General features: G+C 48.6%; 17 protein-coding genes and 1 pseudogene. 15 read left to right on the top strand and 3 right to left on the bottom strand.

Going from position 1 to position 20,508, the window contains the following annotated elements:
* Positions 1 to 79 precede the first annotated feature (79 nt).
* From C7433_RS14050 to C7433_RS14090, 8 genes are all read left to right on the top strand, one after another.
* Entirely contained in the window at positions 80 to 322 is a 243-nt protein-coding gene (locus C7433_RS14050) for a hypothetical protein (protein ID WP_110268377.1), read from the top strand.
* A gap of 111 nt (positions 323 to 433) precedes the next feature.
* Positions 434 to 1,099, top strand: a complete 666-nt coding sequence (locus C7433_RS14055; protein ID WP_033739721.1) for a YfdX family protein — start codon at positions 434 to 436, stop codon at positions 1,097 to 1,099.
* 441 nt (positions 1,100 to 1,540) lie between these two features.
* Positions 1,541 to 3,118 carry a methyl-accepting chemotaxis protein gene (locus tag C7433_RS14060; protein ID WP_039342287.1) on the top strand — a complete coding sequence of 526 codons (1,578 nt, stop codon included), beginning with the start codon at positions 1,541 to 1,543 and terminating at the stop codon, positions 3,116 to 3,118.
* 187 nt (positions 3,119 to 3,305) lie between these two features.
* Positions 3,306 to 3,701, top strand: coding sequence for a thioesterase family protein (locus C7433_RS14065; RefSeq protein WP_006118258.1), 396 nt, complete (start codon positions 3,306 to 3,308; stop codon positions 3,699 to 3,701).
* 288 nt (positions 3,702 to 3,989) lie between these two features.
* Positions 3,990 to 5,276, top strand: a complete 1,287-nt coding sequence (locus tag C7433_RS14070) for a PAS domain-containing methyl-accepting chemotaxis protein (protein WP_110268378.1) — start codon at positions 3,990 to 3,992, stop codon at positions 5,274 to 5,276.
* A 758-nt stretch (positions 5,277 to 6,034) separates the two neighbouring features.
* Positions 6,035 to 7,321, top strand: a complete 1,287-nt coding sequence (locus C7433_RS24065; RefSeq protein WP_110268380.1) for a PAS domain-containing methyl-accepting chemotaxis protein — start codon at positions 6,035 to 6,037, stop codon at positions 7,319 to 7,321.
* 467 nt (positions 7,322 to 7,788) lie between these two features.
* Entirely contained in the window at positions 7,789 to 8,541 is a 753-nt protein-coding gene (locus tag C7433_RS14085) for a DUF1868 domain-containing protein (RefSeq protein WP_226374735.1), read from the top strand.
* Positions 8,542 to 8,835: 294 nt separating this feature from the next.
* Positions 8,836 to 10,044 carry an aldose 1-epimerase family protein gene (locus tag C7433_RS14090; RefSeq protein ID WP_110268381.1) on the top strand — a complete coding sequence of 403 codons (1,209 nt, stop codon included), beginning with the start codon at positions 8,836 to 8,838 and terminating at the stop codon, positions 10,042 to 10,044.
* A 131-nt stretch (positions 10,045 to 10,175) separates the two neighbouring features.
* Here the strand turns inward: C7433_RS14090 and C7433_RS14095 are convergent, their stop codons facing one another.
* Both C7433_RS14095 and C7433_RS14100 read right to left on the bottom strand, forming a co-directional pair.
* Complete coding sequence (locus tag C7433_RS14095) at positions 10,176 to 10,538, bottom strand: hypothetical protein (protein WP_006118252.1); 363 nt, start codon at positions 10,536 to 10,538, stop codon at positions 10,176 to 10,178.
* 442 nt (positions 10,539 to 10,980) lie between these two features.
* On the bottom strand, positions 10,981 to 11,895 hold the full coding sequence (locus tag C7433_RS14100) for a LysR family transcriptional regulator (RefSeq protein WP_033740086.1): 915 nt from the start codon (positions 11,893 to 11,895) through the stop codon (positions 10,981 to 10,983).
* A gap of 145 nt (positions 11,896 to 12,040) precedes the next feature.
* Here C7433_RS14100 and C7433_RS14105 point away from each other — a divergent pair, with 145 nt between their 5' ends.
* Both C7433_RS14105 and C7433_RS14110 read left to right on the top strand, forming a co-directional pair.
* A complete protein-coding gene (locus C7433_RS14105) occupies positions 12,041 to 13,462 on the top strand; it encodes a M20 family metallopeptidase (RefSeq protein ID WP_110268382.1) in 1,422 nt (473 codons plus the stop codon).
* The gene (locus tag C7433_RS14110) at positions 13,459 to 14,733 is read left to right on the top strand and encodes an MFS transporter (RefSeq protein ID WP_110268383.1); all 1,275 of its coding nucleotides are present in this window, start codon (positions 13,459 to 13,461) and stop codon (positions 14,731 to 14,733) included. Before C7433_RS14105 ends, C7433_RS14110 begins: the two co-directional genes overlap by 4 nt.
* A gap of 72 nt (positions 14,734 to 14,805) precedes the next feature.
* Here the strand turns inward: C7433_RS14110 and C7433_RS14115 are convergent, their stop codons facing one another.
* Complete coding sequence (locus C7433_RS14115; protein WP_110268384.1) at positions 14,806 to 15,162, bottom strand: hypothetical protein; 357 nt, start codon at positions 15,160 to 15,162, stop codon at positions 14,806 to 14,808.
* Between the two features lie 138 nt (positions 15,163 to 15,300).
* Here C7433_RS14115 and C7433_RS23760 point away from each other — a divergent pair, with 138 nt between their 5' ends.
* From C7433_RS23760 to C7433_RS14135, 5 genes and pseudogenes are all read left to right on the top strand, one after another.
* A complete protein-coding gene (locus tag C7433_RS23760) occupies positions 15,301 to 15,471 on the top strand; it encodes a hypothetical protein (RefSeq protein WP_170934924.1) in 171 nt (56 codons plus the stop codon).
* A gap of 303 nt (positions 15,472 to 15,774) precedes the next feature.
* Positions 15,775 to 16,211 (top strand): annotated as a pseudogene (locus tag C7433_RS14120) (STY4534 family ICE replication protein).
* Positions 16,212 to 16,398: 187 nt separating this feature from the next.
* Positions 16,399 to 17,631, top strand: coding sequence for a class I SAM-dependent DNA methyltransferase (locus tag C7433_RS14125; protein ID WP_110268385.1), 1,233 nt, complete (start codon positions 16,399 to 16,401; stop codon positions 17,629 to 17,631).
* Positions 17,624 to 19,351, top strand: a complete 1,728-nt coding sequence (locus C7433_RS14130) for a zinc ribbon domain-containing protein (protein WP_110268386.1) — start codon at positions 17,624 to 17,626, stop codon at positions 19,349 to 19,351. Before C7433_RS14125 ends, C7433_RS14130 begins: the two co-directional genes overlap by 8 nt.
* Entirely contained in the window at positions 19,348 to 20,250 is a 903-nt protein-coding gene (locus C7433_RS14135; protein WP_110268387.1) for a hypothetical protein, read from the top strand. Before C7433_RS14130 ends, C7433_RS14135 begins: the two co-directional genes overlap by 4 nt.
* Positions 20,251 to 20,508 lie beyond the last annotated feature (258 nt).

Below are 20,508 nucleotides of genomic sequence, written 5' to 3' on the forward strand. Positions count from 1 at the left end.
TCTGCAAACTCATAATTACAATTAAATATCCTCCGGGTGTTAAGTAAAGACGTCAAGACGACATCAAGGAGATAACATCATGGCTCTGCCCCTTCTGCTTTCTTACCACGGTAACCTGTGTAAAAGTGATTATTCACGCCAGGATTCACATCTGACCGACGCCCTGTTTGTTGGCGATATGTTTTTCTCAATAAACAGCCCGGACATTTCGCAGGCGGATTATGTTTTCAACGCCGTTTCACCTCATTATTTTTGCGTGAAGAATGCCATTCTGGATAACTGTTTCCCAAAAAGCAAAAACAGCGACGTTGCATTTGTCTGACAACGCAGTGTTATTGCTTTTTCGAAAAAGACAGTCCTGGTAAATGAACACTACAGATGTAATCAATGACGTTAGCACCTTTCGGATGCATAAATACAGAGGATAAATATCATGAAAAAGATGATTATTAGCTCAATGATTGTAGCCGTATTAGTGTTTACTGGTGGCGCTGCGGCCGCTGAGTCCTTTAAAGACAGCCATACATTAAATAATGAAGTCATTTCGGCCCAGGCCGCGCAGGCCATGAATGATATTCAGCTTTCACGCAACGCGTTATTTAATGGCCAAACTCAACAAGCAAAAGCGCTGGCGACTCAGGCTGACACTTATTTGAAAGATAATAGTGTGGACTGGACAAAGTATATTCGCTATGACAAAAAAGCCCCGATGACGGGAGATAATTATATTCGCATCGGCTCCGATGTATCCGTGTCGGAAGATTACCAGCTATCAAAACAGAAAAATGACGCGATCGATAAAGCCAATCAGCATATTAAAGCAGGTGATAAGCAAGGTGCGCTTGATGCGCTGAAGCTGGCTGGCGTAGCCGTCACTGAAACGCAGGAACTGATGCCGCTACAACAAACAGAAAATGATGTTTCAAATGCCCTTGCTTTAATGAAACAGGATAAATACTACCAGGCAGGCATGCTGCTGAAATCCGCAGAAGAAGGCGTGATTTACGATACGCAAACTTATTCTGAACTGCCTGTGAGCCCGACCCTGCATCACTCACAAACCGGAGCCAGTGCATCACAGAGTAATAAAGGCTCGTAATTATCAATAAGCGTGACATTAGATACACGATGACGATGTTAAACAACAAGGCCGCTTTCATTTCATCGATAAGGTGAGATGAAAGCGTCAACCTTATTTAATCCGTTCAGATATCAAGCGCACAATGATACGGCCTGATTATCATCCATTTTTTTCTCCCCGTTCCAGCGACTACGCTCACTTAACACAAATCCCCCGCATCTCCTTTTCATTATCACTTTTATTTTCAGTTTATTTATACACCTTACGCTAATCTCGTCCTTTCTATCGAATACTATAGATAACTCAGGAAATTAACTTTTTACTAAACTTAAGGATAGTTTTTAAACTTTTTTTTAAAAAACGGCTTCGCTTTCATAAACTGCCTTCCTTTGTTGCCGATACTCGAAAAGCAAGGGTTGTTATTACAAAAATAAAAAAATTACTAAACGGGGAATCAACATGAAAATCACAACAGGCCGCAAAATCGCGTTCGCGTTCGGCATCATCGTTCTTGTGTCATTAATAGGCAGCAGCTTGTCGATTATTAACTTTCTCAAGCTACGGCAGGCCAATAGCTGGAATATTCACAGTTATAAGGTGATGAGTCTGAGCGACAGCATGTTAACTGACATGGTTAATATGGAAACGGGCGTGCGGGGATTTGTCATTTCCGGTAATGAAGCCTTCCTGGCACCGTTCAACGCAGGCAAAACGGCGTTCGACCAGAAATATAATCAGCTCCGCACCATGACGGCAGACAATGCCAGTCAACAGCAAAGACTGACGTCATTACTTGACCTGCACAACAGCGTCCAGGCCATTGACGATCAGCTAATCGCATTGCGTCGTCAGGTTAATGGTGGACAACAACCGCTCGATGCCCTGACGCATTTTTTTCAGGAAGGGCGTGATAAAGCCTTTATGGATCGCTACCGCGCCGTCGCCGCCGATTTCAACAACGCAGAATCGTCGCTGCTGGCTACGCGCTCTGACGACGTAAACAGCCTGGCCTTTGCCACGAAAATGACGCTCAGTCTGGCCGGGTTAACCACCATCCTGCTCTCGTTGGTGCTGGGCACCATCATTACACGCAGTATCGTTCGCGCACTGGGCGGCGAACCCAAAGCGGCTGCCGATATTGCTGGCATGATTGCCCAGGGTAACCTGACGGTAGACATTGCTGTGCCGCTTAAAGGCCAGGGCAGCCTGATGGCCTCGCTGGAAGCCATGCGCCAACAGTTGGTCACCATTGTGAGTGGCATTCAGTCCTCTGCGGAACTGATCAATAACTCAGCGAGCGAAATCGCCCAGGGCAATATTGACCTGGCTCAGCGCACTGAAGAGCAGGCTGCCGCACTGGAACAAACGGCCGCCAGTATGGAGGAGCTGACCGCTACCGTCCGTCAAAATACCGATAACGCCCGTCAGGCAAATTCTCAGGCGGATACCACTTCGCACGTGGCCCTGCAGGGGGGAGATGTGGTGAAACAGGTTGTCGAAACCATGCGCTCTATTTCAGAAAGCTCAGGCAAAGTGGCCGAGATTATCTCTGTCATTGAAGGGATTGCATTCCAGACGAATATTCTGGCCCTGAACGCCGCCGTTGAAGCCGCACGGGCTGGTGAAGGCGGACGCGGATTTGCGGTGGTTGCCGGAGAAGTGCGTTCGCTCGCCTTACGCAGTTCTACCGCGGCTAAAGAAATCAAAGATTTGATCACCCAGTCGGTTGAACACGTGGCAAAAGGTTCGGGCCTGGCGAAACAGGCAGGTAACACGATGGAGGAGATCGTGAAATCCGTACAGGGCGTGACGACCATTATGGGCGAAATCACCATTGCGTCGGATGAGCAAAGCAACGGTATCGGGCAGGTCAGCATTGCCGTCAGCCAAATGGACCAGGTCACCCAGCAGAACGCCGCGCTGGTGCAGCAGGTCTCTTCTGCGGCCCAGGGCATGGTGGAACAAACGACCCTGTTACGTAATGCCGTGTCCATTTTCCGTATTGACCGACACCAGCCAGCCGCTGTGCTGCGCTAAACAGCCTCGGTGTTTAGCTGCGGCATGACGTAAAGCCCACCCGGCACGTGTCTGGATGATTCTGGCGCGTGCCGATTTTACTGTTAGCATGAATCACTCACCTTCCTCTGTCGCCTGAAAAAAGCCGTTTAAAAAAACAGCCATGCCGACTAAAGTGGGCCTTCCCTTACTTACCAGTGGCCATACTATGTTTAGCAAAACGTATCAGGTTGACGAAAAGCATATCGATTTTCAGGGCGTTGTAGACGGACTTTACTATCCCTTCTATATGGAATGGACACGCCACGCGTTTATGAAAGAGCACCTTGGCGTGGATCTGGAAGCGGAGTTTGCCGAAGGCCGTATCCATATGCTGCTTGAATATACGCTTCGCTTTAAAAAGAGCCTGAAAAAAGGCGATGAGATGCAGGTGACCTGCGCACTCGCGGCAAACGAAAAGCGTAACCGTGTTAATTTCGTTCAGCAAATTTTGGTTGATAACGTTGTTTATGCTGAGGCGGTTTTCACCGGCACCTGTCTGGAAAAAGGGCGTCCCGTTATTCCGGCTTTTTTACGTAGTGCGATACCTGACGCCGGAAACTAACGCGCCGGCTTTCCGGCTGATTACCGCGACGCTCGATCACGACATTCTCATCATGTTGAGATCGAGACGTCCTCTCCTGTGTCGATGTACCTGCCTTGCCCACCACCTGTAACGTGACGCATCTCACTGTGCGCTCACCGTGGCTGAAATGTGACCTAAATATGACATGCGCAATGCCGATAACCGAAGTAGACCCGAGCCGATCGACTTCCCCTTAACCGGGTCGCTGTCTCTCCACTACGCGGTCATCACCTTTCGAGCTTATTACAGCGATATCTGGAGAGATCTATGTTTTCCCTTATGCGTTTACTTCGCGGCAAAAACGCGCGGAGCGCCTCGGATGATCAGAATAATATCCAGGCCATCCAGGCCTGTAGCGGCTGGATTGAATTCACGCCCGAGGGCATTATTCTCACGGCTAACCCGGCCTTCCTTGCCGTAACGGGTTACCAGCTCAGTGAGATCACCGGTCAGCACCATCGGCTGTTCTGTAAGCCTGATTTTGTGCGCTCCCGTGAATATGCCCTGTTTTGGGAAACCCTGGCCTCAGGCCAGTCATTCAGCGGCATTTTCGAACGCTACCGCAAAGACAACAGCCTGCTCTACTTAAGCGCTAACTATTTCCCCGTGAAAGATAAACACGGCACGGTCAAAAAAATTATCAAAATTGCTAACGACATTACCGATCGGCATGAAGAACTCACGCATAAAGAAGCGATTATTACGGCGCTGAACAACACCATGGCCATGATTGAATTTACGCCACAGGGCGAGGTCATTAATGCCAATAAAAACTTCCTTACGCTGATGGAGTACGATCTGGCCGCTATTCAGGGCAAACATCACCGTCTGTTCTGTTTTGACGCGTTCTATAAAGAAAACCCGGACTTCTGGCACAGAATTCAACAGGGGCGCGCGTTCACCGGGCGCTTCGAACGGGTAACAGCATCAGGAAAACGCGTCTGGCTTGAGGCCAACTACAACCCGGTGAGAGATGCCTCGGGACACGTTTATAAAGTGATTAAGCTGGCGTCGGATATTACCGAACGTGTCGTCACGGCGCAGGACGTGGCGGATATCGCCATGACCACGTCTGAAAAAACGTCACACATCACCGTGAATGCCAATGATGTTCTCAGTCAGACGGTGCGTAACGCCGAATCGATGGCCTCGCAGGTCGCTGCGGCAGCGGGAATCAGCGACAAACTGAATTACTCAGCCAAAGACATCAAAGAGATTGTCTCAACCATCCATAACATTGCCGGACAAACCAATATCCTGGCGCTCAATGCTGCGATTGAAGCCGCACGGGCAGGCGAAGCAGGACGCGGTTTTGCCGTGGTGGCAGAAGAAGTCAGACGTCTTGCTGCTTCTACCTCACAGGCGACGCAGAAAATCAGCAAGGTGGTCGAAGAAAATGCCAGCCTGATTGGCGATATGCACCAGCAACTCGACGGCATTAACAGCTTTCTCACCACAGAAAACGACAAAATCACGCATCTGTCCGACAACATTCAGGAAATTTTCAGCGGCGTAAACGAATTCGTAACGGTGATTCATCGACTGAAGGTCTGAGGGCACAGGCAGCATTGATGCGATTCACGGCACTGCATACGGTTTTATTGTCAGGGTTACGCCCCACACACGGGCGCGTCATTGTTTGACGCGTCAGCCTTTTCTGCTGCCACCAGCCTGTCAACGCCGCCGTGTGGTGATGCAGCTCACGGGTATCACAGCGGCGACATGCCTGCCCGACAGAAAATCCGGCTCATCGCCATCGCAGGCGCGTTCTCGGGTGTGCATGAAAACGCCTGGCGACGCCATTGTCATCGGCTTCGCTCTCGCTGATTCGCGCTTTCCTGTCATAAAAACGTCCCTACACTGCAACAAGCCCTAAACACTTTATGTAGACTGTATAACCCCTCCTGATGTCTTCTTTTACCTCGTTTGACAAACTCTGGTTAACAATCTTATCCGGGCTGTAGCGGTTGCCGCTGACATCTGCCCGGAAAAGCCCCCGCTCATCCTGCTTTTTTATCTGCCGTCCTGTCTGGCAGCGGGAAGCAATCCGCCACATGGCTGCTGTTTTTCTGCTTTCGCCATCTTTTCACTGTTACAGGCAGTCTGTCAGAAGACGTAGCTCGTTATCTGTGTGCACTGACTGTCACTGTGATAAGCATCAATTTTTTTAATACATTTCTAAATATGAACCGGCCTGTGCCGATAAGTTAAATGACCCGGGCCGGACGCTCTACTTTCCATCAGACAGCAAACTCTCCGCCACGAGGCCCGACGCTTTACGCCCCCTTTAACTGAATCAGATGGAGAGAAGTATGTTAGCCCTGACACGTTTTATACCTGGTAAAGCTTCACTGGGGTTAGCGGACGACCAGACCAATACACAGGCGATCAAAGCCAACATCGGCTGGATTGAATTTACGCCCGACGGTCGCATCATTACGGCAAACACGCCTTTCCTCGAACTGACAGGCTACACGCTAAATGAGATCGCCGGTCAGCATCATCGCCTGTTCTGCGATGATGAATTTGTGCACTCCAGCGACTATACGCACTTTTGGCAAACACTCGGCTCAGGTCACTCGTTCAGCGGTATCTTTGAGCGGTTTCGCAAAAATCACAGCCGGCTGTATTTGAGCGCCACCTATTTCCCTGTGAAAGATCGTCACGGTGCGGTGAAAAAAATCATAAAAATTGCCAACGACATTACGCATAAACATGAAGCGTTAAAGCATAAAGAAGCCATCATTACCGCCTTGAATAACTCCATGGCCATGATTGAGTTTACACCGCAGGGTGAGGTCATTGACGCCAATAACAATTTTCTGAAATTAATGGGCTATCAGCTTGAGGCCATTCAAGGTAAACATCATCGCATATTTTGCTTTGATGAATTTTATAAGGAGCAGCCTGATTTTTGGCAAAAGATTCAGCAGGGGCGTGCTTTCACAGGGCGTTTTGAACGTGTGACAGCGTCTGGAAAACGCGTCTGGCTGGAGGCCAGCTATAACCCTGTCAAAGATGCCTCCGGGCATGTTTATAAGGTTATTAAACTGGCGTCTGATATCACCGACCGCGTAGAGAATGCCAAACGGATCGCTGACATTGCCGTCACAACGTCGGAAGAGACGTCGCAAATCACCTTTAATGCCAATGATGTCCTGGGTGAGACCATCCGCAATGCGGAATCCATGTCGTTACAGGTGGGTGCGGCAGCAGACATTGGCGACAGACTCAATCATTCTTCCATGGACATAAAAGAAATTGTTTCGACGATCAACACCATCGCCGGACAAACCAATATTCTGGCGTTAAACGCGGCGATTGAGGCCGCGCGGGCAGGCGAAGCGGGACGTGGGTTTGCCGTGGTGGCCGAGGAAGTCCGGCGACTGGCGGCTTCGACGTCGCAGGCGACGCTTAAAATCACGAAAGTTGTGGAAGAAAATACCGCGCTCATTGAAAATATGTCCCGGCAGCTTGATGAAATCAGACGCTTTCTTACGACTGAAAACGATAAGATCAGCAACCTCTCGCGCAGTTTCCAGGAGATCAATCGCGGGGTAAATGAATTCGTGACGGTCATCCACCGGCTCAATGTATAAGCATGAAAACGTCATGCCAGCGGCGCATACGCTGGCTTTTTCTTTCTCAGACGAGCAGAAAAAAGCGCGCAGATGAACAAGCCACGACGACGCTGCATCGGGCGTTATGAAGCGTGCTGCAAGCGCCATTGCGGCCCGCTTAGTCATAACAGATATTCCTCTTTCGCTCGTTGTACATCTTCAGTCATTTTTTAGTCACAGATCTTCACTAAGCTCCCCGGTTGAGAAGCGCCCTGAGCGGATCACCGTGCAGGATGACGTCGGGTTCTTTGTTTCTGCGCATGCGCGTTATTGTCCCCTTATCACAGCCCCCCTGCCTGTTAAGCCCGGTCAGGCATGAGAACAGCTTCTCAGGAATACAGCACGCGCAGATACGGGTGGCGTTGCGCGGGGGAACGGTCCCGTTACCGACCTTGTCGGAACCGGCTAAATGCAGAGGTTATTCGATGACAACACGGAGAAGGCTGTTGAAAGGTACGATTGCCACCCTGGGCGGTCTGGCCGCTTCCCTCGCCATCGGTGCGGAACACCGCCCCAACGACGTGGGTCGTAAGTTTGACGCAGATGGCCGGGTTCTTCCCTTTAAAGGAAACACGATTATCTGCCATCTGCCACAGCAAGGTGACGGCTCAGAACCTTTCGATGCCTTGCTTGATGTCTATCGTGAATTACCCGGCGAAAGCTGGTCAAGGAAGGTTACCGCACTGCCGCCCTCCAGTTATCACATGACTGTTTTCGGCGGAGCCAACGACAAGGCAAGACGCTATCCCTTATGGCCTGCCGGGCTGCCGCTGGACATGCCCATGGACGAGTGTGACCGGATTCTGGCTGAACGCCTGCGGACATATAAACTGGGTGAGGATGCCTCGCCTTACCGCATGCGCGTCAATCCGGAGGCGCCGTCTGCGCGTGAAACCCCGTTAACGCTGCGCCTGCTAACGGCGGATGCGGAGACAGAGACGCGGTTGCGCCGTTTACGCGATCGGCTGTCCGAGGTCACCGGCATTCGCGAACCAGACCACGATCGCTACCAGTTTCATATCACGCTGGGATATCAGGTTGCGCCGTTGACCGACGACGAAGACGCCGCCTGGCGACGTTCACTGGCGAACTGGAAAACGATGATCGCGCAGCGCGCGCCAGTTATTACGCTCGGTAATCCCGAGTACTGCCTGCTGAATGATATGTTTGCCTTCAAGCGACAGTTTTATCTGACCTGATCCGCCTCACTGTGCAGCGCGACGCCCCTGCTTCGCGCCTTTGTTTTGATTCCTGACTTTACGCGCCAGCCACGGTTTACCGGTGGTGGCTGAAACGTTTACAGCTTTCGCGTTTATGCCGATAAAAAGATGACATAACAGCATTAATAAGCATTTTAAATGTGAGCAACATCCCACTAACACGCTTAATCCTGCCTGATTGTCCAGCAGGTGAGAGAAATCACGTTTCCGCGTAGCCCAAATCAGTAAATTCCTCTCACTAATGAAAAAACGATTCAGCCAGAGAGGTAAACGATGAAGACGAAACTCGCACTGACGGTGCTGACCGTAATGATTTCGGGTTCGGTATCTGCAAAAACCTGGGTGCTGACGAGTGCTGAACAAGGCACCGACAAAGGAAACTGGCAGATAAACAGCAGCGAGCTGAACATTCAGGGCAAACCGTTCAGCATTGAGCAGAAAGTGTTGCATGGCGGCAAGCAGGAAGGCAGTAAGCTTCTGGTCATCCGCAGTCAGGATGGCCTGACTATTACGCTTATTCCGACACGCGGTATGAACCTGCTCCGCGTAGAGGGATTCGGCACCCGCCTGGGCTGGGATTCCCCCGTTAAAGAGGTGGTAAACCCGGCGTTCATCAATCTTGAAAGCCGCAATGGCCTGGGCTGGCTGGAAGGATTCAACGAAATGATGGTGCGTTGTGGCTACGAATGGACCGGCCATCCGGTGAACGACAAAGGCCGTATCTACACGCTGCATGGCAAAGCCGGAAACACGCCGGTCTCGCAGCTTGAAGTCGAGGTGGCGGATGCGGCTCCGCATGAAATTCGTATTCGCGGTTTGATCAAAGAGAGTACGTTTAAGAAAGCCGATCTGCAGACGTGGACGGAATTGCGTTATGTGCCGGGCAGTAATCAGTTCAGCCTGCACGACGTGCTGACCAACCATTCCGATTATCCGCACGATTACGAGATCATCTATCACAGCAACTTCAGTACGCCCATTCTGGAGGAAGGTGCCCGCTTTATGGCCCCGATGTCGGGCATCAGCCCGTTCAATGACTATGCCAAAGCGGGGCTGAAAAACTGGCAGACCTATCAAGGCCCAACCAAAGACTTCGATGAAATGGTGTTTAACATCAAACCGCTGTCCGACAAGAATCATCAGACGGTCGCCGCCGTGGTTAATAAAGCCGGCAACAAAGGCGCGTCCATTCAGTTTGATACTCAGCAGTTGCCGCTGCTGACCTTGTGGAAAAATACCGACACGCTTAAACAAGGCTATGTCACCGGGATTGAGCCCGGCACCAACTATGCCTATCCGGTCACGATTGAACGGGAGCAGAAGCGCGTGAAACAGCTGGCACCGGGCGCGAGTGCAACCTTTGATCTGACCTACACGCTGTTGCACAACAGCGATCAGGTCAATGCGGTAGAGAAGCGGATTCAGGCGATTCAGGGCGACACCAAAATCGAGGAAAATTCGACGCCGATCGCGAATGAATAAGCGCGGTTTACTGCCACAAAAGCGGTAAGGTTTCGCTGTTCATCACAGAGCCGGGGGCAACCCCGGCCAGTTGATATTAACGCGAACAGCGTGGACAGGTTTTTTATTGCGCAGCTGAACGCAATATGGCGTTACGCTGAAAACTGGCCGGGATTATCCAGCTCGTCCAGCTTCTTCTCCACCAGCCACTGAAACGTTTTACCATCCGGTTGTGAGTAGAGCGTCTTTCTCACCGTTGACAGTGCAACCCACTTTTGGGCGATGGTCATTTTTCTGACCTCCGCCAGCGGCAGCCCCTGACTCTCGCTAATCACGCGGTTGACGGCCTGTTCCGCGCTGATATCGGTCCAGTTGTGGTTACGTTTCAGCGCCTCGCCAAACCACAGCAGACGAAAACTCTGGTGACGTTCGATAAGCCCTTTCATCGCACTGACGCGCTGCCAGAACGTTTTACTGAGGGTATCAATGACATCCTCAGGAAAGAAAGAATCCATGGTGGTTCTCCTTTGCAGATGAATGTTCAGGTCAGTATGTGCACTGTTTTCTGTTTTATCGGCAAACTTCCGACTGAGTGACAGTGACGTATGGCAGGAATGATAAGCGCGTCACAGGCTAAAAACGCGCGTTTTTACAGCCTTTTACGTCCTTTACACTACTCCACAACGCAGCCGTACTGGCGATCAGATAAAGCGGAAAAGCGATAAGGCGAAGTCCGAAAAACGCAGTCTGCCTTCACAGCGGGTGCGTAACCTGATGACGTAATCAAACGGCTGAAGAATGAAGCGGCCCAGGCAAGTGAACGCACGGCGCTTTCGTCATCCGTCAGGGGATCGTGGCCGTTGCAGATCAAAGAGGCGGGCTTGCAGGGCGTTGAGCGGAAACGCTCTTATCGTCTGGGAAGCCCTACCTGAACCTACCGCTTTATAATCCGGCCTCTCAGGGCTGCGTGAGTGCCTCAAGCGCCGTTAACTGCTGCCGCGCAAACGCTAAAAACATTTCCAGCGCGGCGCTGCGGGGCCGACCAGAAGGCACTTGCAGTTGCAGATTGCGCTGGCTCAGTTGATCGATGTCGACAGATCGCATCACCAGTCCATGCGCTTCGGCTTCCTGTAGCACGCTGAAGGCACTACAGATGGTCATGGCCAACGGCGTACGCAGCAGAAACTGGAATAAGGTAGAGAAATTATCGCAGGTCACCACCGGCTCAATCAGGTTGCCACTCATATGGCTCGCCAGCTCAAACAGCTGACGCACGGTGGTATTCTGCTGGGGCAGTGCCAGCGGATAGGGACTGATATCACGCAATGTCACCTGCGGCGCGCTGGCGAGTGGGTGGCTCTGATGCATCACTAACAACACCGGCGCAGGCCAGGAGCCGATAATTTCCACGCCCGTTTCGGCATGAAGACTGAACTGCAGCGCCAGGTCGCACTCGCCGCTGCGTATTCGTTCGGACACGCCCTGCGGGCTGGCGACATTAATGTCAAAGAGGATGCCGGGATTCGTCTCGCGAAAGTCGGCAATCATGCGCGGCAGCAACGTAAAGGCCAGCCCGTCGGTACAGGCCAGCCGAATCAGCGTGCGCCGCACGGCTTTCAGCCCTTTGATCTCGGCCAGCGCATAGTCCATATCCAGCATGTTCTTGCGCACATGGTGGGCAAAAATCTCCCCGGCTTCATTCAGCACCATCCCGCGAGCGTGACGTTCAAACAGCGGAACGCCCACCTGGGTCTCCAGCCGCTGAATCTGACGGCTGATAGCCGACACCGCAATAAACAACTGTTCGCTCGCCGCACTTAACGAGCCCGTATTTGCCACGGCGAGAAAATAGCGGATTTCATTACTGATCATGCGCGCCTCATGCTGGTGCATGCCTCGAAAACGGGCAGGTTAGCTTTGCTTTAAAAGCAAATCTTACTCGATAAATTGATAATTGTGGCAAAGCAGCGTTTCGGAAATGATGGGACAACATAATACGCATAAAAGATACGCAAACATGACAGCGCAAAACGCCATACAACAGGCCACCGCCTGGTTCGACAGTGGGGAATTTCAACGCATTCTGGCGCGTCGCGTGGCGCAGCGCACCGAGAGCCAGCGTCAGGATCGCGACGGCGAGTTGCATCACTATTTACACAATGAGATTGGGCCGCAGCTGCGCGCGCTGGGCTTTACTCTGCACTTTATTGAGAACACCGAAGCAGCCCACCGTCCCTTTCTGGTGGCGGTACGCATTGAAGATCCCGCCCTACCCACCCTGCTGAGCTATGGTCATGGCGATGTGGTGTTTGGCGATGACGAAAACTGGCGCGCAGGGTTAACGCCCTGGGAGCTTGTTGAAGAAGACGACCGCTGGTATGCCCGCGGCAGTGCGGATAACAAAGGTCAGCACTGCGTCAACCTGGCCGCGCTGGAACAGGTGTTTCAGGCGCGCGGCGGCAGGCTGGGTTTCAACTGCAAGCTGCTGTTCGAGATGGGCGAAGAGATCAGCTCGCCAGGTTTGGCACAGCTGTGCCAGCAGCACGGCGATCTGCTCAAAGCCGACCTGTTTGTCGCCTCAGACGGTCCACGCCTGAACGCGGTGCAGCCGACCCTGTTCCTGGGCTCGCGCGGTGCCGTCAATTTCCGCCTTACCATCACGGCTCGCGACAACGCCTATCACTCCGGCAACTGGGGTGGCCTGTTGAGTAACCCCGGCACGCAACTGGCCAATGCCATTGCCTCGCTGGTGAATGCTCAGGGCGTGCTTCAGGTGGCGGCGCTGAAACCCAGTTCACTCACTCAGCAGGTACGCGATATTCTCCGTCAGATTCACGTCGGCGGCATGCCTGGCGATCCCGAGATTGACAGGGACTGGGGCGAACCGGCACTTACCCCCACAGAACGCCTGTATGGCTGGAACACGCTGGAGGTGCTGTCTTTTCTCACCGGCAATCCTGCCCGCCCCATGAACGCCATTCCGGGCGAGGCGACCGCGGTATGTCAGCTGCGGTTTGTGGTCGGCACCGACTGGGAAAATCTGGCGCAGCACGTCAGGAAACACCTTTCACAGCACGGCTTTGACAACGTGAACGTCGAGTTTATGCGCGGATCGCCTGCCACGCGGCTGGATCCCACCGATCCGTTAGTCGACTGGGTGCTGGCCAGCATGGCCGAAACCAGCGGCAAAACGCCGGCACTGCTGCCGAACCTGGGCGGTTCACTGCCTAATGAGGTGTTCTCCGACATTCTCGGCCTGCCCACGTTGTGGGTGCCGCACTCTTATCCCGCCTGCGGTCAGCACGGCGTGAACGAGCATATGCTGAAGTCAATTGCGCGCGAAGGCCTGCAGATCATGACCCGACTGCTGTGGGATTTGGGCGAACAAGGCCGCGAACTGGTCGCGAAGCATCGTCACCATGCCGGAGGTGCCGCATGAGCACACTTAATACCACCGCATCTCCGCACGCGAATAAACCCAGCCTGCACAAAACCCTGTTTGCCACCTGCATCGGTAATGCGCTGGAGTGGTTTGATATTGCGGTTTACGGCTTCTTTGCCAGCTATATCGCCCATGCGTTTTTCCCGACCCGCGATCCGTCCGTGTCGATATTGCTTACGTTCGGCAGTTTCGGTGTGTCTTTCCTGATCCGGCCGCTGGGCGCGATTGTGCTGGGCAACTATGCTGACCGCCATGGTCGCAAAAAGGCGCTACTGCTCTCCATCAATCTGATGATGCTGGGCGGTGCCGTGATTACGTTTATGCCGGGTTACGACAGTATTGGGTTGATGGCCCCTGTACTTATCCTGCTGGCGCGGCTGGTTCAGGGTTTTTCTGCCGGCGGCGAATTTGGCAGCTCGACGGCGTTCCTGGTGGAGCATTTTCCCGAGCGCAAAGCCTTTATCGCCAGCTGGCAGTTTGCCACTCAGGGGGCGAGTACGCTGATGGCATCCGCGTTTGGTCTGGGATTAACGAAAATCCTGACGGAAAGCGAGATTCAGGACTGGGGCTGGCGCATTCCCTTTGCCTTTGGTCTGCTGATTGGCCCACTGGGAATTTATATCCGCCGCCATGTGCATGAACCTGCCAGCTTTGCCACACATCAACCTGATGTTGCCCCACTTAAACGCCTGTTTGGCCGCCAGAAAGAGCTGATGTTGCTGGCGATTGGCCTGATGGTCATCTCCACGGCGGTTAACTACATGCTCAACTATGTACCGACCTATGCCACGCGCAATCTGCACCTGCCCGGCTCTGTGGCCTTTACCGCGACGTTAATGGCGGGTGTGATCCTGACTGTGGTGACGCCGGTTATGGGTCTGTGGGCAGAACGCATCGGCCGGGTTCCGTTGATGTGGGGCTCGCTGATTTTACTGATCGTCACCATCTATCCCGCCTTTAAGCTGGTCGTCAGTCACACCACGCCCATCACGCTTGTCGCGCTGGTCTGCTGGATGGCGTTGCTGAAATCGATCTACTTCTCAACCGTGCCGTCGGTCATGGCCGATCTGTTTCCGATGGGCACCCGCGCCAGCGGCATGGCGATCAGCTATAACATCGCAGTGACCGTATTTGGCGGATTTGCACCGCTGATCTGTTCGCTGTTAATCACGGCCACCGGCACCAGCCTGGCACCCGGCTATTACCTGATGGCCATGTCGGTGCTGAGCGGCCTGGCACTGCTGCGCAGCCAGAAGCGCGTGAAGTAGGAGAACAGGTGCACAGGGTTGTGCACCTGACGGATTTTATTACCGCGTTAACGTTCCAGGGATTGAGGATGGCTATGCCTGAGAGAGTGCGTTATCCGGCTGGTTGGTCGCCCGCTTCGCTATATCGACAAGCGCTGGAATAAGCAGGCTGATGGCATTCAGCCCGTGCCCGAGCTGGCAAAGGCTTTCAGGCGTAAATTCTTTCACGTTGTTATCGGCAAACGTCACCAGGGAATCGCCAATAAAGTGCAGACAATGGCAAAGCCCAGCGCGTGTTTCGTCACAATACTCTGTAATTAAAGAACGTGAATAGGCTTCCATATTTGAAAAATCCAACTGAGAAAGCGCGTCATGCATTCCAGAATACAGACACTCACGATCGGGCAATGATTGATAAAAGGTGTCCATGTTACTATCGACATCAGCCATCGCATTAGTCTCCTTAATGTTGTGGTCAGAAGCCCGGTTTGTGTTCGCGCACAGCCGGGCTTCGCTCTTTCTGTTGCATCACACCCTGTAAGTGCGGTGTAATTACAATCACCTCATACTAAGGATTCTGTAATTACAATGTCAAAGGAAAAAGCCAAAACAGACCAGTACCAAATCCGACTTTCTCACGAGTTTCGGACGCAGCTCGAAGAACAGGCGCGGGAAGATGGTGACGTCAACCTGGCGACGTGGATAAAGCGGGTGCTGCGAAAAGAGCTTAAGGCAAGGGGCGTTGAGCCGAAGGGGTGAGTTTAGGTTAGAGTGATTTCGCCTGAATAACTTTATTGTTGTTGTCTCGACAACCAGCCAATGTTTCAGCAGCCTGAGAAACGCTTACGCCGTTGCCATCTAAAACTTCATGACCTGAGAAAAGTGCTACTTTTGCAGTGGTCGATCCACTTAACCTCATAATGCGGATATCACCTGTATGGTGAGGTTCTTTGTACTGACCAGCCAGCGCGGCATAGCCATTCGCGCTTCTTTACGAAAAGCAATTACCCGGCAGGGATGAATGTTTCTCCGTCACTATTTTCCTCTCCTGGAGTAAACATCATGACTACTACTACCAACAATGCTGCAAACAATGCCAACACTAGCTCTTCCAAAGCTGAATACTTCAACCTCAACATCAAGGGCCAAGGTGTTCTAAGCAACATTCGCAGAATTAAAACCTTCAATGGTGGCTTCCTACGCGTTTTGATAAATGCGCTGAGCGGCCCTAATGACAATCCCATCTATGTGCGCTTTGATGCCACTGTCGCCGATAAGGAAGCAACGGGGAGCAGGTCAGCCGCTGCCAGAAAGCCGTAGACGAGGACCAGAAAGTGCTGCTTGGGTTTACTCTCAGTAACCTGACGTCTGACATATTCACGCTCAACAAAGGTGATCATGCAGGCGAACAAAGGGTTAGCCTGAAAGCCAGACTGATTAAGGTCGATTGGATTAAAATTGGGCAAAAGATGGTATGCAAGTCAGAGAGACAAGAATAGTTTCCACCAAAAAAACCGGTTGGCGATCGAACTTACTCTGAAGACTCTTTCTAAATTTACTGCAAGCCCTAGCTTATGCTAGGGTTTTTTCATTTGATGGTTTACGATTAGGAGATAGACTATGCAGAAATGAATCGTTGTCAAAATAGACTGGTAACTTTAGCTTTAATTATTGGAATTGATATTGATGCAAATAGCTAATAATGAAAAACACATAATATCGAATTTTGGAGCAAGGGATCCATTAGGGCGCTATTATACTAAAGAAGCCATTAGTAACCATTTGATAGCTGAAATAGACTTAAAAAACCCTTCAAAAATCATGGATTTAGGCTGTGGTGCTGGTTCTTTATCCCTATCCGCTGCTGGCCGATGGTCTGACGCTACGTTTATAACTGTCGATAAAAATACTGAGCCATATAGTCTTGCATTTTTTTTAAAAGATGGGAAAAGATACTCCCATCATTTTTCTGATGTTTTATCTGATTCTTTTTTCCAAGAAATAGGTGTTATTCCGGGAACACTTGATATTGTTTTATGCAACCCACCATTTATCTCAAATAATGAAAAATTCAGGTTAACAAATGTTTTTGAAAAAATTGGCCTCCAGTTTACAGAAAAAGAGTTATCGACTCTGCCTGTTGAATTACTTTTTATCTCTCAAGGCTTATTAGCTCTTAAAGATGGTGGGCACTTAGCTTTGATTGTCCCAGATGGAATAATTTCGGGATCTAGATATTCCTATTTTAGAAAGACATTATTACAAAGCCATGGTGTGAAAAGTGTAATTAAACTCCCTCAAAAAATGTTTCACGGGACTGAAGCACAAGCCCATATCATGATCATAACTAAAAATTCAAAAGTTGATAATAGAATAGCTTTAAAGACATTCCCCGCTAACGAAGATACAATTTATATAAATCCTGAGCAGGCGATTAGAAGCTTAGATTATTCATACCATCATTTCAATGAAAAAGCCTCAAAAGTGGGTAAAACCATGCGTGATCTTGGGGTAAAAATTTCTAGGGGTAAGGTCTCTTCTAAGAAAGCCAAATTGAACCCCGGTGTATTTTTTCATATTGATAATTTCGTAGCTAATGAGAAATATATTAATCTTGAATGTTCAGTCGAACCTGATGAAGAAAATATTTTCCTTCAGAAAGGGGATATAGCAATCTCTAGGGTGGGAAGAAACTTCACAAAAAAAATAGCCTTAATTGAGGGTGGTTGCATGCCAATTACGGATTGTGTTTTTAAAATTGAAGTGAGATCTGACATTAGGGAAAATATATTTAAATATCTTACTTCAGAGCATGGAAGATTGGCTTTGAGTGCTTTGAGTTGTGGAGTAAGTGCTAAGCATATTTCGATGCAATCTCTATATGAGTTGATTATACCTAATAGGATTGAAAATGTCTGAAGTGATTTTTGAAAATGAAATAAATAAAGTCTTGGAACAAAGAGCAGATTTTATTAATGATGAAGAAATTATCGAGGTTACGGCTGAAAGCCCTAGCTTTCTAGCTTCAGTCGACAGTCTATTAAAAAAACAAACGACTCTACTTGTTGGTCCGAGAGGTTGTGGTAAAACACATATAATGCGCTATGCGTATTTAACTTGTAAAAAAGATAATAACTTACCTCTGGCAATATACGTTTCCTATCATAGATACTATCGATTGGAGCCATTACTATACTCAAGAACAAATGCAATGAATCTTTTTCATTGTTGGGTTTTAATTCAGATTTTACTCGAAGTGCATTCTCATCTAGAAGAAGGTGCTGAGGATAACTATCCTCAGCACATAATGCCATCTATTACGAAATTCGAACTCAATACTATTTCCTCAAAGATCGACCGTAATCTTCCATTAAATAATGAAGAACTTGATTTACTTTCATTTGTTACTATAAGTAATGTGCAGCAAAGCATTAAAAGCGCAATGTTATTAAAAGGAAGAAAACGTGCCATTTTACTTATGGATGATGCAGCATTGACGTTAACTCCAGAATACATGCAGGAGTTTTTTGATGTATTTAGAGGAATTAAGACAGTAGATATATCCCCTAAGGCATCTGTTTATCCAGGTACGACTGAGTATGGTGCGAGATTTCATCCTAATCAAGAGGCTGTTTTTGAGGATGTATGGTTACCCGTCAACGATGCAAATTATTTAAATAACATGAGCTTGATTGCATCTAAAAGAATTGATGAATTTTCAGTCATCCCTAAGGATATTAGAGAATACTTAGCTTATGCTGCATTTGGAATTCCAAGAGCTTACATGTTTTTGCTGAATGAATTTTTAAAGAAAAAATTCTCTACTAGCCAGCAGGGCATAAACAGGCTTGTTCAACAATTACATGAAACAAGAATTGATGAATACAATACACTTCAATTAAAGAGTCCTAAGTTAAAAACAATTATTAATGCAGGCAATGATCTTTATAAGAGAATAGTCGATGAGTTGAAGAAATTCAATGACTTAGCTATTTTAAGTGGGAAACAGGAGGTCCAATATTTAATAGGAATCCAGAATGTAAGCGATAATAATTACACAGCAAGAATGATAAATATTTTAATTGAAGCAGGTCTGCTTTATGAGTTAAAAGAAAAGGTATCTCATGGACAAGAAAGGGAATATAAGAGATACATCCCCCATTTTTCATCATTATTTAGTGCAAGAGTATTCTCTGCAAATGAAAAAGGCTGGTCTCCTCGAGCCGTCATTGAAAGGCTTGAGGGAAAAACCGTAAGGCATCCACTAAGACGTTCAATTTCAACACTTCTAGATAAAAACACGCTAAGCGATCTAAAGTTAGACATACCACCCTGTTCATCTTGCGGATCTGAAAGACTAAAGTCCAGTCAAAAATTTTGCCATAATTGTGGTTCGGAATTAATTTCTTATTCAACTTATCAAGAGTGCATGGGTTTGCCTTTGCATGAAGTTCCTGGATTGACACAATGGCAAGCCAAAAAAATCAGAACAGAGCTTTCAAACTTCAAAAATGTTGGTGCCTTACTCTCAGTACAGGATCCAGGTAATGAGGTAAGAAAAATAAAACAGATTGGACCGAGAAGAGCAGAAAAAATTATCACTTTAACTTTGAGTTTTATTGATGAGTTTTTACAATGAGAATAAAAAATAGAGTTGCCTCAATTACAGATTACAGCGCTATAATTGCGTTAAGCCCCATTACTTCGCCATTAAGAACAGAATTGCTATTTAATCGGGCCACAGCGATTAGGGATTCGTCTCCGATCGATGAGTTCATTGAAAATATAAACAATTTAAATTTATTTTGGGCTAATTTAGATAAAGATCTTCCTGTAACAATTGCCTCAGCTATATTTATGGGATATTTTTCCGCAGTTGAAGGGTATATACGAGCTTTAATTAGAAATCTAGTGTCCGTAGATGTATATTCTTTAAAGTCGGTTGAGCAGAAAAATATCACCTTTGGTGCCGCCCTTCATCACAACAAAAACTTGTTACCCGAGTCTTTAATGGATGAGTTTTCATTCATTTCAAGTGTTAATATAATAACAACATTTAAAGAATTGATATCAATAGATTTGGTTCTGGATGATTTAACCAGAAATGAATTTGATAAAATATGTCAAATGAGGCATTGTGCCGTACATCGCTTCGGTAAGTTGGGGGCAAAAAATGCTATCTGTTTGGGATTACAAGAGCATCAAAGGCTTTTTGAAAAACCTTTGGAGCTAAAAAATAATGATTTGGCAGCAATATCTTCCATATTAAGAAGTTTTGTAGGGGCTGTAAATAACTCTATTTATAAGGCTATATTAGACAGAACCTTTCCGGTTATACCTACAGGTAAAAAGGAAAGCAAAAAAGTCGCCCCCTCACTGTGGAGAAATAATTACAAAGATGACAGGAAGCTTTTTTATAAATATTACTCCACTTTCTCTTCAAAAATAGAAGGCTCTCCATCTGCGAAGGAAATGTATACCGTTTTCATTAATCAGAAAAATTCTGAGCTCGCTCGGAATACAGCCCCTAAGCAATAGGGGCATTTAAAATGCAATTCAATTTTTTATTAATCACATCCAGTTTCCAATTTAATGCTGTCGTTGGCGTAATCATCCCTCATTTCTCCTATATTTAATATAACTACAAGAGAATGAAGGGAACCTTAAATATCAGTGAATGTTCAATTTTGATGGTGCTTTTTTTTTACAAAAAATCGCAAATGCAACACTTATTAAAAAAACTATATTTTCAGATAAATAAATAATCATAAGCGTTCGAAAGACATAGTTCTCATG

It is taken from the genome of Pantoea sp. PNA 03-3, assembly GCF_003201175.1.
GTDB lineage: Bacteria > Pseudomonadota > Gammaproteobacteria > Enterobacterales > Enterobacteriaceae > Pantoea > Pantoea stewartii.